The sequence below is a fragment of the Thalassotalea psychrophila genome (assembly GCF_031583595.1).
GTDB classification, from domain to species: domain Bacteria; phylum Pseudomonadota; class Gammaproteobacteria; order Enterobacterales; family Alteromonadaceae; genus Thalassotalea_A; species Thalassotalea_A psychrophila.
The window spans coordinates 3,066,931-3,080,733 of the sequence record NZ_CP134145.1; the positions used below are offsets into that span (position 1 = coordinate 3,066,931).

Sequence of the window (13,803 nt, forward strand, 5' to 3'; positions counted from 1 at the left end):
AAAATCTATGAGTGTTAACGTTACTTGGAAAGCGAAAACATTTGCACAGCTAAACACCACTGAACTTTACGATGCATTGAAATTAAGAGTAGATGTATTTGTGGTAGAGCAAACATGTTACTACCCTGATCTAGATGATTGTGATCGCGTAGATGGCACTATTCATCTACTGGGCTACGATGAAGAGCAATTGGTAGCATACTTACGTTTACTGCCTAAAGGAGTTACTTATCCCGACTATCCAAGCATAGGGCGTGTAGCAACTAGAGCTGATTATCGTGGTAAAGGCATAGGTCACCCTTTAATGAATAAAGCATTAGAGATATGTACTCGAACCTGGCCAGGTGAAGATGTAAAAATTTCAGCACAAGAACATCTTGAAAAATTTTATATTCAACATAACTTTAAGCGGGTTTCAGATATGTATTTAGAAGATGATATCCCGCATATTGCAATGCTTAAAACTTGTACCTAGAAAGCTCAGAACTTTCAATTATTGCCAAAATCAATTCTAACTGAAAGGTATTCCTGATGAACAGTTTTACCTTTTTCCAGTTTTGCCTTATATTTCCAATGCTGCAAAGCATCAATCGCAGCCTGATCAAAAATAACTTTCGGATCTGAGTCTATAATGGCAATGTTTTCAACTTTCCCAAAGCGGTTAATACTAAAACTTAACTTTACCCATCCCTTTATTTTTTCTCTTGCTGCCGCAAGAGGATATCTTGGTAACGATCGATATATAGGAATCGCATCAGAGTCTTTAATAATGCCTACAGTAAACTCTTGATCAGCCAAATTACTGTCTATTTCTATATTTGGTAAGTCAACCTTACTCGGAACTATAGTCTGATTAGATTCAAGCTCAGTCATTTTTATGTGACCTGAGGGTTTAGCTTTGGGCTCAGGAGGAGGATCTAATATGCGATGCCTTCGAGCTACTTTGGTTTCTTTAGGTAAACTAATAATTTTGATAATTGGAGATTCATCAACGGATTCCAAATAGACGTCTTCAGTAGCAACAAGAGATGCCATCAATGCAAACAATGCAAAGGAGATCAATCCTCCTAATATTATTGGAATAATAAATTTCAATAGTTTTCCTATATTTAATTCAAAATAGTCCTTTATCTGTATAACGTACCAATTAAAACCAAATCAGGTAATTGGTATAAGTATAGTCGTTGATTTTAAAGGTAAAAGTATTTTGGTTTATTTAATGGCAATAATTGTTTGCACTAGATATTTGCACTAGTATGGAGATTACACTTACTACAGGATAAAAACAAAATGGCTCCACCTCTTTTACTTACTGGCTTTTATGCTTCAATTTTAGCTGTGTTATATATTGCTTTAACGTTTAAAGTAATTGGTTTACGCAAAAAGCACTTAATCGGGATTGGCGATGGTGAAAACGCAGAACTAGCTAAAGCAATTCGCGTTCACGGTAATTTTTCAGAATATGTACCAATCACTTTAATTTTATTTGCCGCGTTTGAACTAAATGGTGGCTCAGCACAAATGATTCACCTGTTAGGTGGCTTATTGGTAACGGCTCGTTTTTTACATGCAATTGGTTTGGGCAAAAGCATAGGAACTTCTTGGCAACGTTTTGTTGGTATGATAGCAACGTTTCTAACTATGCTTATTTTAGCAGTATGTAATATTTTGGCTATGTTTTAAAATAATAGATACGAGAAACTAGAGCGTTTATAAAGTGCTGCCCACTTTATAAACTTTGAGTAACGAAGAGCAAAAACGAATAATATCCTGATCACTATTCGCGTCAGGAGGTTCCACATCTCGCTAGTGCTCGTGATGGAATGACGGTGTTAATTGTTTCAAGAAAATATATACCGTCATCCCGGAAGAGCTTTAGCGATGTCCGGGACCTCATACGGTTGAAGCGTGCCTGAATTGGATACGCACGGTTATGCCTACAAAGAAGTACTAGCACATGGATGTGCGTAGGTAGAATAACGCAGGAGCAATTATCGAGGTCACGCCAGGCTCCTAAGACGAAAAAAGGCCCTTCGCGTAAGCGAAGGGCCTTTTCTAAATTGGAAGCCTGGCGATGACCTACTCTCACATGGGAACTCCCACACTACCATCGGCGCAACTGCGTTTCACTTCTGAGTTCGGCATGGGATCAGGTGGGGCCACAGTGCTATTGTCGCCAGACAAAAACTGTTGGTTCTTACGAACCTGTTATTCGACGTATCGAATAACGAATTTGGAAAAATCGATATTAAACCAGTGTCTCAAGTATTCTTTGTAATGCGTGAATCTCTTTAAAAGAGTATCAGACCATACAATCTCTCAAAGCAAAACTGCTTGGGTGTTGTATGGTTAAGCCTCACGGGCAATTAGTATCAGTTAGCTCAATGCCTCACAGCACTTACACACCTGACCTATCAACGTTGTAGTCTCCAACGACCCTTTAGGGGACTTAAAGTCCCAGTGAGAACTCATCTCAAAGCCTGCTTCCCGCTTAGATGCTTTCAGCGGTTATCAGTTCCGAACGTAGCTACCGGGCAATGCCACTGGCGTGACAACCCGAACACCAGAGGTTCGTCCACTCCGGTCCTCTCGTACTAGGAGCAGCCCTCTTCAATTCTCAAACGCCCACGGCAGATAGGGACCGAACTGTCTCACGACGTTCTAAACCCAGCTCGCGTACCACTTTAAATGGCGAACAGCCATACCCTTGGGACCGACTTCAGCCCCAGGATGTGATGAGCCGACATCGAGGTGCCAAACACCGCCGTCGATATGAACTCTTGGGCGGTATCAGCCTGTTATCCCCGGAGTACCTTTTATCCGTTGAGCGATGGCCCTTCCATACAGAACCACCGGATCACTATGACCTACTTTCGTACCTGCTCGACGTGTCTGTCTCGCAGTTAAGCTGGCTTATGCCATTGCACTAACCGTATGATGTCCGACCATACTTAGCCAACCTTCGTGCTCCTCCGTTACTCTTTGGGAGGAGACCGCCCCAGTCAAACTACCCACCAGACAGTGTCCCCAAGCCCGATTAGGGCCCTAGGTTAGAACATCACGCATACAAGGGTGGTATTTCAAGATTGGCTCCACCACATCTAGCGACGCGGTTTCAATGCCTCCCACCTATCCTACACATGTAGGAGCAATGTTCACTGTCAAGCTATAGTAAAGGTTCACGGGGTCTTTCCGTCTAGCCGCGGGTATACGGCATCTTAACCGCAAATTCAATTTCACTGAGTCTCGGGTGGAGACAGTGTGGCCATGATTACGCCATTCGTGCAGGTCGGAACTTACCCGACAAGGAATTTCGCTACCTTAGGACCGTTATAGTTACGGCCGCCGTTTACCGGGGCTTCGATCATCAGCTTCGCTTACGCTAACCGAATCAATTAACCTTCCGGCACCGGGCAGGCGTCACACCGTATACGTCATCTTTCGATTTTGCACAGTGCTGTGTTTTTAATAAACAGTTCCAGCCACCTGGTTACTTCGACTCTCCGCTGCTTACCTCGTAAAGAGTTCACAATAGAGAGCGTACCTTCTCCCGAAGTTACGGTACTATTTTGCCTAGTTCCTTCACCCGAGTTCTCTCAAGCGCCTTAGTATTCTCTACCTAACCACCTGTGTCGGTTTGGGGTACGGTTCCTATATATCTGAAGCTTAGAAGCTTTTCCTGGAAGTATGGCATCAACAACTTCAACTCCGTAGAGTCTCGTCTCGTATCTCAGTCTTAACAGCGACCCGGATTTACCTAAGTCACCAACCTACATACTTTCACATGGACAACCATCGCCATGCCTGCTTAGCCTGCTCCGTCCCTCCTTCGCAATATATAGAAGTACAGAAATATTAATCTGTTTCCCATCGACTACGCGTTTCCGCCTCGCCTTAGGGGCCGACTTACCCTGCCCTGATTAACATGGGACAGGAAACCTTGGTCTTTCGGCGGGGGAGTTTTTCACTCCCCTTATCGTTACTCATGTCAGCATTCGCACTTCTGATACCTCCAGCAAACCTTACGATTCACCTTCAACGGCTTACAGAACGCTCCCCTACCACTTGAACCTAAGTTCAAATCCGCAGCTTCGGTGCATAGTTTAGCCCCGTTACATCTTCCGCGCAGACCGACTCGACTAGTGAGCTATTACGCTTTCTTTAAAGGATGGCTGCTTCTAAGCCAACCTCCTAGCTGTCTATGCCTTTCCACATCGTTTCCCACTTAACTATGACTTTGGGACCTTAGCTGGCGGTCTGGGTTGTTTCCCTTTCCACAACGGACGTTAGCACCCGTAGTGTGTCTCCCGCATATCACTCATTGGTATTCGGAGTTTGCAAAGGGTTGGTAAGTCGGGATGACCCCCTAGCCTTAACAGTGCTCTACCCCCAATGGTGTTCGTGCGAGGCTCTACCTAAATAGATTTCGGGGAGAACCAGCTATCTCCCGGCTTGATTAGCCTTTCACTCCGACCCACAAGTCATCACCGCATTTTTCAACATACGTGTGTTCGGTCCTCCAGTTGATGTTACTCAACCTTCAACCTGCCCATGGGTAGATCGCCGGGTTTCGGGTCTATGCCCTGCAACTAAACGCGCAGTTAACACTCGCTTTCGCTACGGCTCCCCTATTCGGTTAACCTTGCTACAGAACATAAGTCGCTGACCCATTATACAAAAGGTACGCAGGCACCGGACTAAATCCGGCTTCCACTGCTTGTACGTATGCGGTTTCAGGTTCTATTTCACTCCCCTCACAGGGGTTCTTTTCGCCTTTCCCTCACGGTACTGGTTCACTATCGGTCAGTTAGGAGTATTTAGCCTTGGAGGATGGTCCCCCCATATTCAGTCAAGATTTCTCGTGTCCCGACCTACTCGATTTCACTATTAGGTTGTTTTTGTGTACGGGGCTATCACCCTGTATCGCTGTCCTTTCCAGAACATTCCACTAACGCCCAAATAGCTTAAGGGCTGATTCGCGTTCGCTCGCCGCTACTAACGAAATCTCGGTTGATTTCTTTTCCTCGGGGTACTTAGATGTTTCAGTTCTCCCGGTTCGCCTCGCATAGCTATGTATTCACTATACGATACCTGCCTTACGACAGGTGGGTTCCCCCATTCGGACATCTGTGTCTATAGCGCCTTTTATCGGCTTAACACAGCTTTTCGCAGATTAACACGTCCTTCATCGCCTCTAACTGCCAAGGCATCCACCACATACGCTTAGTCACTTAACCATACAACCCCAAAAAGTCTTGCAACTTCAAGAATGCTCGGAGACTAATCCGAACTAAGTTATAGGTCTGACATTTTCACGCATTCAATAAGAATGTTGGCAACCTACGTTGCCAAACCCACAGTAAACTGTGAGCCTTGAGTAAGAACTAATTACATAACGATAAGATATGTAATTAATAATTTGAGTTGTTGTATAAAACAACTCAGTGATAAACAACAAGTTGTTTATCGTGATGATTTGCTGACGTTATAGATTGGAGATCTACAACACAAATCATCGGGTTTAATATCAGCTTTCCAAATTGTTAAAGAGTTAATCAACACACGCATTCGGTGCAGATTTTGGTTAAAAACCAAACTTAACGCATCATCCTTTATCATAAAGGGGATGTTTTAAGTTTGGCTTCTTACGTTAAGAAGAAAATGGTGGAGCTAAGCAGGATCGAACTGCTGACCTCCTGCGTGCAAGGCAGGCGCTCTCCCAGCTGAGCTATAGCCCCATTGTGTTACCAATGGTATTTAACTCTTTTTAGAAGGCATTTTATGACGCCGTGTAGTTCACCTACACAAGTCATGAAATAACGCACTAAAAACGTTAAATTGGTAGGTCTGGGCAGACTTGAACTGCCGACCTCACCCTTATCAGGGGTGCGCTCTAACCAGCTGAGCTACAGACCTATCATGATGGGTCTGCAACCTAAGTTACGACCTATTTTCTTCATCTTTCGTTATCATACAATTTGTGTGAACACTCGCGAAACTAACAAGTTAGCTTCCATTAAGTTGTCTACTTAAGGTAAGGAGGTGATCCAACCCCAGGTTCCCCTAGGGTTACCTTGTTACGACTTCACCCCAGTCATGAATCACAAAGTGGTAACCGTCCCCCCGAAGGTTAAACTAGCTACTTCTTTTGCAACCCACTCCCATGGTGTGACGGGCGGTGTGTACAAGGCCCGGGAACGTATTCACCGTGGCATTCTGATCCACGATTACTAGCGATTCCGACTTCACGGAGTCGAGTTGCAGACTCCGATCCGGACTACGACAAGCTTTGTGGGATTCGCTCCACCTCGCGGTATTGCTGCCCTCTGTACTTGCCATTGTAGCACGTGTGTAGCCCATCCCGTAAGGGCCATGATGACTTGACGTCGTCCCCACCTTCCTCCGGTTTATCACCGGCAGTCTCCTTAAAGTTCCCGACACTACTCGCTGGCAAATAAGGATAGGGGTTGCGCTCGTTGCGGGACTTAACCCAACATTTCACAACACGAGCTGACGACAGCCATGCAGCACCTGTCTCAGAGTTCCCGAAGGCACTAATCTATCTCTAGAAAATTCTCTGGATGTCAAGGGATGGTAAGGTTCTTCGCGTTGCATCGAATTAAACCACATGCTCCACCGCTTGTGCGGGCCCCCGTCAATTCATTTGAGTTTTAACCTTGCGGCCGTACTCCCCAGGCGGTCAACTTATCGCGTTAGCTGCGCTACCCACAGATCAAGTCTACAGACAGCTAGTTGACATCGTTTACGGCGTGGACTACCAGGGTATCTAATCCTGTTTGCTCCCCACGCTTTCGTGCCTCAGCGTCAGTATTTGTCCAGGTGGCCGCCTTCGCCACTGATGTTCCTTCCAATCTCTACGCATTTCACCGCTACACTGGAAATTCCACCACCCTCTACAATACTCTAGCTTGCCAGTTCAAAATGCAGTTCCAAGGTTGAGCCCTGGGCTTTCACATCTTGCTTAACAAACCGCCTACGCACGCTTTACGCCCAGTAATTCCGATTAACGCTCGCACCCTCCGTATTACCGCGGCTGCTGGCACGGAGTTAGCCGGTGCTTCTTCTGTTGCTAACGTCACAGCTAGCAGTTATTAACTACTAACCTTTCCTCACAACTGAAAGTGCTTTACAACCCGAAGGCCTTCTTCACACACGCGGCATGGCTGCATCAGGCTTTCGCCCATTGTGCAATATTCCCCACTGCTGCCTCCCGTAGGAGTCTGGGCCGTGTCTCAGTCCCAGTGTGGCTGATCATCCTCTCAAACCAGCTAGAGATCGTCGCCTTGGTAAGCCTTTACCTTACCAACTAGCTAATCTCACTTGGGCTAATCTATGAGCGAGAGGTGCCGAAGCGTCCCCCCCTTTGGTCCGTAGACATTATGCGGTATTAGCAGTCGTTTCCAACTGTTGTCCCCCACTCAAAGGCATATTCCCAAGCATTACTCACCCGTCCGCCGCTCGACGCCGAAGTAGCAAGCTACCTCTCGTTTCCGCTCGACTTGCATGTGTTAAGCCTGCCGCCAGCGTTCAATCTGAGCCATGATCAAACTCTTCAATTAAAAAGTTGTTACATTTGAAACAAGACAAGCTTGTTTCTACTCAATGAATTCTGAATGTTTCGTCTAACCAGAAGCTGGTTAAACTAAAACGTACTAATTAACTTCATCGCTAAATAAAGATAATTAATTTGTTTGTGTGTTCATCATCATTAAGTGATTTCGATACCGAGGTATCTATGTTGTAAATCAATCTTAATGTGAGTGCCCACACAAATTGCATGATAACTAATTGTTAAAGAACCGTTCTTATTAGAACGAAGAGCTAATCGCATTCGTTAGTCTCTTTAACTCCAGGTCGGTAGTACCGTTTGCCCGAAGCAGGATGCGCATTATAAGCATCCTAGTTTTAATGTCAACGATTTTTTTAAGTTTTTGCTATTATTTCTAAAAGCTATTTTAAAACGTTTCATTGGCTATTAAGTTCACCTATTGGATTACTTAACTTATTAAAACACCTTCTTGGGTTGCCCCGAAGAAGAGATGCGCATTTTAGTGATTTTTTCGATAAGGTCAACACCTTTATTAAATTAATTTAATAAAGGTGTTTATTTGTACGTTTAACGTACAAATTTAGTCGATATGGTTAATTGCTGAGCAAACACTATCAATTCGATGGGCAGTAATAGAGCCATCATCCGAGTATTTACCACTTACTAAGATGCGATTATGCACGCCTGCATTTTCAGCGGCCTTAATATCTGACACTTTATCGCCAATGAAGATACTCTGTTTCAGATCTATATTATGTTTTTCTGCAGCTTTAAAGATCATTCCTGGCTCAGGTTTTCGACATTTACATGCTACTTTATAGGCATCAAGACCTTTTGTTGGGTGATGGGGGCAAAAGAACACATCTGTAATAATGATTCTTTCTTTCAAAAATTCTTTTTTCATCCAACTACTTAGGGTCAAAAATTGCTGTTCTGAATATTTTCCTCGACCAATACCTGATTGATTTGTGATCACGATTAGCTGTAAACCAAGTTCCTGGGCATGACGACAAACATCGAATATACCATCGACAAATTCAAACTCATCGGGTTTATAAACGTAGCCGTGATCAACATTAATAATGCCGTCCCTATCAAGAAATAATGCTCTATTCATTTATTACTCTTTATTTTCTTAATTATGATATCTAATACTTAGCACTTATTATAAGCAACCACTCACAAAAGACATCCTGTCTGTCGAGTACAAGCACATCTACGGCAATTGTTCCTCGATAACTGCTCCTGCGTTATTCTATCTACGTACGTCCTGTACTAGTGCTTGCCTAATATATAACGTTCATGTGAAAAATGTGCAAAAAAAAACGAGCAGAGCTCGTTTTTTTTTTAAATGTCCAAGCAATTTACATGCTTAAACCACCGTCACATTCTACAACACGACCAGTAAAGAAGTCATTTTCAAAAATGTATTGTGCAGTATGAGCGATTTCTTCTGCTGTACCTAATCGGCCAACAGGTTTCATTTTTTCTAAACGCTCACGCATTTCAGGTTTCATTGCGTCTGTCATAGCTGTTTTAATAACGCCTGGCGCAATCGCACCAACACGGATACCTTGACGACCAAGTTCGCGAGCCCATGTTACTGTCATAGCAACTACGCCAGCTTTCGCAGCAGCGTAGTTAGTTTGCCCCATGTTACCACCACGGGCAATTGACGACATATTAACAATAACACCTTCACGGCCATGCTTTATCATTTGCACTGCGGCTTCACGACCACATAAAAATACACCGGTTAAATTCACATCAATAACAGATTGGAACTGTGCAAGTGACATCTTTTTAGTAACTTCGCCATCTTTAGCCTTAACAAACATACCATCGCGTAAAATGCCGGCATTGTTAACTAAGCCATCAATGCCATTAAAGTCACCAGCAATTTGTTCAAACGTTTGTTCAATTTGTTCTTCATTCGTCACATTAGACAAATAATATTTCGCCGAGCTGCCAGCTTGTTCAACTAAACTAACTGTTTCGGCCAACATTTCTTCGCCTAAATCGATAAGCGCTAACTTAGCACCTTTTTTGGCAAATTCTACGGCCATTGTACGACCTAAACCTTGGCCGCCACCAGTGATTACAATCACTTTATCTTGTAAATTCATTTTTGATCCTTAACTTCTAACCTTTAACTTCAGGTTTTTTTAAACATTTTTATAATACTAGAGAAATCTTTGCTGCCATTACCTTGACCTGCATGTAATGCAAATAGATTTCTTGCCAAGGCTCCCATTGGAGTTGAAGATTGGCTCTGAACAGCAGTATCCATAGCTAAACCTAAATCTTTAGCCATTAGATTCGTCATGAAACCACCATTATAATCATTTGATGATGGTACATTTTCCATCACCCCAGGACATGGATTATATACTTCTAAGGTCCAATTTCGACCAGAGCTCTGTAACATGATGTCTGAGAGTACCTCAGCATCAAGACCATTGTCCATGCCAAGCTGTAGAGCTTCTGCAGTTCCGGACATTAAGACTGCTAATAGCATGTTATTGCATACTTTAGCTACTTGACCTGCACCGTGAGAACCTGCATGGAAAATATTTTTACCCATATTTTCTAAAATAGGTTTAGCTAGGTTAAAATCAGCAACATTACCACCAACCATAAAGCTTAACGTTCCAGCTTGAGCACCACCTACACCGCCAGATACTGGCGCATCAACAAAATTAATATCTTTATTTGCTAATTCAGTTGATACTTTTATTACGGTGCCCTTATCGATTGTTGATGAATCGATAACCAATGATCCCGGCTTAATGTAGTTAATTAAACCATCATCACCTATATATAAACCTTCAACATGCTTGCCAGCTGGTAGCATTGATACGATAAACTCTGCATCTTTTACACATTCTGAAACTTTATCTGCAGTTGAAGCGCCTTCGCTAACTAATTTAGCGACAGCCTCGGGAAATAAATCAAAAACTGCAACTTGATGACCTGACTTAAGTAAATTTGAGGCCATTGGCCCGCCCATATTACCTAAACCAATAAATGCGATGTTCGCCATGGTTAACTCCTAACTTTTGAAATTTAGTTGGTCCGAAGTTATTCGGACGTTATATTGGTATTATTTTTTGCTTATAATTGTGCTAATGGATGTTCAGCAGGTGTCCAAGGCATTGTAAAGAACCAATCAATAACATTAGTGTCTACATCACTAACATCTTTGTACTTCCATGCTGGTTTATTATCTTTTTCAATTAAAAGTGCCCTAACACCCTCTTTGAATTCACCAAATTCACCACACTTTGTTGATACACCAAGCTCTAATCTAAAGCAATCCGCTAAAGATAAGTTTGCGCTTTCTTTAAGTTGACGATAAGTAAGCATGGCACTTAATGCGCTACCGTGTGCAAGTGACTTTTTCGCTCGCGACAACCATTTATCTTCTGTTTCAAATGCTAAGATATTTTCCACAATTGAGGCTAAATTATCAGAACTTGTTAAGTCAGAAATTAATGCTTGGTGGTGCTGTACATTAGAAATTGGAGCACTAGCAATAGAGCGTTGTTCAAAATCGACCATTATAGAGTTTAATTTCTCATGATTAAGCGCTATGGTATCGCCCCATTTTATTGTTAATAACTCGTCTAATACTGATTGTTTTTTATCATTAGAAATAAAATGGTCAGCAAGGTGGGTATATTTAGCATCACTGGCATTAATTGATGCGCCAGTTAAACCTAAAAACAAACCACTGTTACCTGGCATTTTATTTAAGAAATAGCTGCCGCCTACATCAGGATATAAACCGATACTAATTTCTGGCATAGCAATACGGGTAGATTCAGTAACAACGCGATGACTACCACCAGCCATTAAACCTAAACCTCCGCCCATAACAATACCATTTCCCCAAACAATAAATGGCTTGTTAAAGCTATGAATTAAGTGATCTAATTGATACTCGTCAGTGAAAAACTCTTCGATTGCTGGAGCTGGATCACCATTTGTTTCAGGCAAATTATTATACAGATGAACGATATCACCACCGGCACAAAACGCTTTTTCGCCAGCGCCATGTAAAAAGACAGCAGCAATATCACTGTCTTTTTGCCAAACAGATAACTGTGGGAATAATTGCTTAACCATGTCATGGCTTAAAGCATTTAATGAACGTTCTGCATTTAGTGTCGCAACTGCAATTTTTTTACCGTTACTACAAGTTAATTCTTCAAATAATACTACTTCAGACATTTGTTAATCCTATCCGTTTACCCATTGTGGTTTACGTTTTTCAAGAAAGGCATTAACCCCCTCTTTTTGATCTTTGCTGTCAAATAAATCGACAAAAGCCTTACGTTCAACAGGTAGTGCATCAGCAATTGGCATTGAGCGATTCATTTGAATCAGGTTTTTACATGCAGCAACAGCTACAGGGCTTTGACGTGCAACTTTGTTGGCAAGTGCAATAGCAGCGTCTTTAGCTGTGCCTTTAGCAACAACTTCTTCAACTAGACCAATACGTAGTGCCGTTTGCGCGTCTACACGTTCACCACATAAAATCATACGCTTAGTCCAACCTTCGCCAACTAGTATATGCAAGTTTTGCGTTCCACCAGCACATGGCAACAAACCAACCGAAGCTTCAGGTAGTGCCATATTGGCATGTTCTTCAGCAATACGTAGATCACACGCTAAGGCAACTTCAAGTCCACCTCCCATTGACCAGCCATTAATAGCCGCAATAGACACGCCACGAAACTTAGATAATGTTTCAAATGCCTGACCAAATAAATTAGACATTAGTGTAGCTGTTTCTTTATCGCCATCAGCAAACAGGTTTAAATCAGCGCCGGCTGAAAAGAACTTTTCACCACCACCGGTAACAACTAACGCATAAACGTCTTTATCTTGGTTAAGCTCTTCAACCATAGTTGTTAAGGCAGATAAGCTTTCAACTGTCCAAGTATGGGCAGGAGGATTATTAAAAGTAATTACCGCTGTATTACCATTTTTTTCTAATTGTAATAAATCAGTCATAGGATAAAAAAACCTTATAAAATTTGGCCTGCGCCTTCAGTTAATAAACGACGTGAAACAATAAGACGCATGATCTCGTTGGTCCCTTCTAATATTTGGTGTACACGAACATCACGAAAGTGACGCTCTAATGGATACTCTTTGATATAACCATAACCACCATGAATTTGTAGGGCAGCATCACATACTTTAAAACCAATATCAGTTGCAAACTGTTTAGCCATTGCACAGTACGCTGTTTTTTCAGGATCATTACTGTCTAATTTGAATGCAGCCAAACGTACCATTTGACGTGCTGCAACCAATTCAGTAGCCATATCAGCTAACTTAAATTGCATCCCTTGAAAAGCTGCAATTGGCTTACCAAATTGCTCACGCTCTTGCATATACTCCATAGCAGTATTAAGTGCTTGCTGAGCTGTACCGATAGAACAAGTAGCAATATTAATACGACCGCCATCAAGACCTTTCATAGCAATAGCAAAACCTTCACCCTCTGCACCAAGTAAATTGGCAACAGGAATACGAACATCTTCAAAGGTTATTAAACGAGTAGGTTGTGCATTCCAACCAAGTTTTTCTTCGGCTTTTCCGTAGATAACGCCAGCGGCATTAGCAGGAATAACTACCGCAGAAATCCCCTTAGCTCCTGGACCACCAGTGCGTACCATAGCAACTAGAACATCTGTTTCTCCTGCGCCTGAGATAAACATTTTTGAGCCATTAATCACATATTCATCACCATCTTTTTTACAAGAGGTACGAAGTGCTGCGGCATCAGATCCTGCACCAGGTTCAGTTAAACAGTAAGAAGCCAGTTGTTGACCACTGACTAAACCTTCACACCATTCATCTTTAACAGTATCGGTGCCCCAAGTGGCTATCATCCAAGTAGCCATGTTATGGATTGTGATCATTGCTGTTGTGGCGGTACACCCCATAGACAATTGTTCAAAAATAATTGACGAGTCTAAACGTGATAAGCCTAAGCCTCCGGCATCTTCAGGGCTATATAAACCACAAAACCCCAGTTCTCCAGCCTTAGCAATAACGTCTTTTGGGAAAATATGTTCGCTGTCCCATTTAGCGGCTAAAGGTGCGAATTCAGCTTGCGCAAATTGGCTAGCCATATCAGCAAACATCTGCTGATCTTCAGATAAGTTAAAATTCATTGGTAGTTCCTGATCTTGAATCAAAGCTCTATAGTTCAATTA

The 13,803-nt window shown here is 42.6% G+C and carries 9 protein-coding genes, 2 tRNA genes and 3 rRNA genes; 2 read left to right on the forward strand and 12 right to left on the reverse strand.

Annotation, left to right across the window (positions count from 1 at the left end):
• Positions 1-7 precede the first annotated feature (7 nt).
• On the forward strand, positions 8-475 hold the full coding sequence (locus RGQ13_RS12530; protein WP_348390090.1) for a GNAT family N-acetyltransferase: 468 nt from the start codon (positions 8-10) through the stop codon (positions 473-475).
• A gap of 14 nt (positions 476-489) precedes the next feature.
• Here the strand turns inward: RGQ13_RS12530 and RGQ13_RS12535 are convergent, their stop codons facing one another.
• On the reverse strand, positions 490-1,095 hold the full coding sequence (locus RGQ13_RS12535; RefSeq protein WP_348390091.1) for an energy transducer TonB: 606 nt from the start codon (positions 1,093-1,095) through the stop codon (positions 490-492).
• A gap of 195 nt (positions 1,096-1,290) precedes the next feature.
• On the opposite strand from RGQ13_RS12535, the gene RGQ13_RS12540 reads away from it, so the two are divergent.
• Complete coding sequence (locus RGQ13_RS12540; RefSeq protein ID WP_348390092.1) at positions 1,291-1,683, forward strand: MAPEG family protein; 393 nt, start codon at positions 1,291-1,293, stop codon at positions 1,681-1,683.
• 383 nt (positions 1,684-2,066) lie between these two features.
• On the opposite strand, the gene rrf is transcribed toward RGQ13_RS12540, so the two are convergent.
• From rrf to RGQ13_RS12595, 11 genes are all read right to left on the reverse strand, one after another.
• Positions 2,067-2,181: ribosomal RNA gene (gene rrf, locus RGQ13_RS12545) — 5S ribosomal RNA — on the reverse strand.
• Between the two features lie 164 nt (positions 2,182-2,345).
• Positions 2,346-5,237 (reverse strand): 23S ribosomal RNA (locus RGQ13_RS12550).
• 425 nt (positions 5,238-5,662) lie between these two features.
• Positions 5,663-5,738 (reverse strand) — tRNA-Ala (locus RGQ13_RS12555).
• Between the two features lie 101 nt (positions 5,739-5,839).
• Positions 5,840-5,916, reverse strand: a tRNA-Ile gene (locus RGQ13_RS12560).
• A 119-nt stretch (positions 5,917-6,035) separates the two neighbouring features.
• Positions 6,036-7,580, reverse strand: a 16S ribosomal RNA gene (locus RGQ13_RS12565).
• The 16S, 23S and 5S rRNA genes sit together here with 2 tRNA genes alongside, the layout of an rRNA operon.
• A 570-nt stretch (positions 7,581-8,150) precedes the next feature.
• Positions 8,151-8,687, reverse strand: coding sequence for a D-glycero-beta-D-manno-heptose 1,7-bisphosphate 7-phosphatase (gmhB, locus tag RGQ13_RS12570; protein WP_348390093.1), 537 nt, complete (start codon positions 8,685-8,687; stop codon positions 8,151-8,153).
• A 247-nt stretch (positions 8,688-8,934) separates the two neighbouring features.
• A complete protein-coding gene (locus RGQ13_RS12575; RefSeq protein WP_348390094.1) occupies positions 8,935-9,696 on the reverse strand; it encodes an SDR family oxidoreductase in 762 nt (253 codons plus the stop codon).
• A gap of 29 nt (positions 9,697-9,725) precedes the next feature.
• Complete coding sequence (mmsB, locus tag RGQ13_RS12580; RefSeq protein ID WP_348390095.1) at positions 9,726-10,613, reverse strand: 3-hydroxyisobutyrate dehydrogenase; 888 nt, start codon at positions 10,611-10,613, stop codon at positions 9,726-9,728.
• Between the two features lie 71 nt (positions 10,614-10,684).
• The gene (locus tag RGQ13_RS12585; protein WP_348390096.1) at positions 10,685-11,803 is read right to left on the reverse strand and encodes an enoyl-CoA hydratase/isomerase family protein; all 1,119 of its coding nucleotides are present in this window, start codon (positions 11,801-11,803) and stop codon (positions 10,685-10,687) included.
• 9 nt (positions 11,804-11,812) lie between these two features.
• Complete coding sequence (locus RGQ13_RS12590) at positions 11,813-12,589, reverse strand: enoyl-CoA hydratase (RefSeq protein WP_348390097.1); 777 nt, start codon at positions 12,587-12,589, stop codon at positions 11,813-11,815.
• A 14-nt stretch (positions 12,590-12,603) separates the two neighbouring features.
• Entirely contained in the window at positions 12,604-13,761 is a 1,158-nt protein-coding gene (locus RGQ13_RS12595) for an acyl-CoA dehydrogenase family protein (protein WP_348390098.1), read from the reverse strand.
• Positions 13,762-13,803: the final 42 nt, after the last annotated feature.

Coding starts and splice junctions, on each gene's coding strand:
- mmsB (WP_348390095.1), bottom strand. CDS start 10,613: ATGGCGAACATCGCATTTATTGGTTTAGGTAATATGGGCGGGCCAATG.
- RGQ13_RS12590 (WP_348390097.1), bottom strand. CDS start 12,589: ATGACTGATTTATTACAATTAGAAAAAAATGGTAATACAGCGGTAATT.
- RGQ13_RS12540 (WP_348390092.1), top strand. CDS start 1,291: ATGGCTCCACCTCTTTTACTTACTGGCTTTTATGCTTCAATTTTAGCT.
- RGQ13_RS12575 (WP_348390094.1), bottom strand. CDS start 9,696: ATGAATTTACAAGATAAAGTGATTGTAATCACTGGTGGCGGCCAAGGT.
- RGQ13_RS12530 (WP_348390090.1), top strand. CDS start 8: ATGAGTGTTAACGTTACTTGGAAAGCGAAAACATTTGCACAGCTAAAC.
- gmhB (WP_348390093.1), bottom strand. CDS start 8,687: ATGAATAGAGCATTATTTCTTGATAGGGACGGCATTATTAATGTTGAT.
- RGQ13_RS12595 (WP_348390098.1), bottom strand. CDS start 13,761: ATGAATTTTAACTTATCTGAAGATCAGCAGATGTTTGCTGATATGGCT.
- RGQ13_RS12585 (WP_348390096.1), bottom strand. CDS start 11,803: ATGTCTGAAGTAGTATTATTTGAAGAATTAACTTGTAGTAACGGTAAA.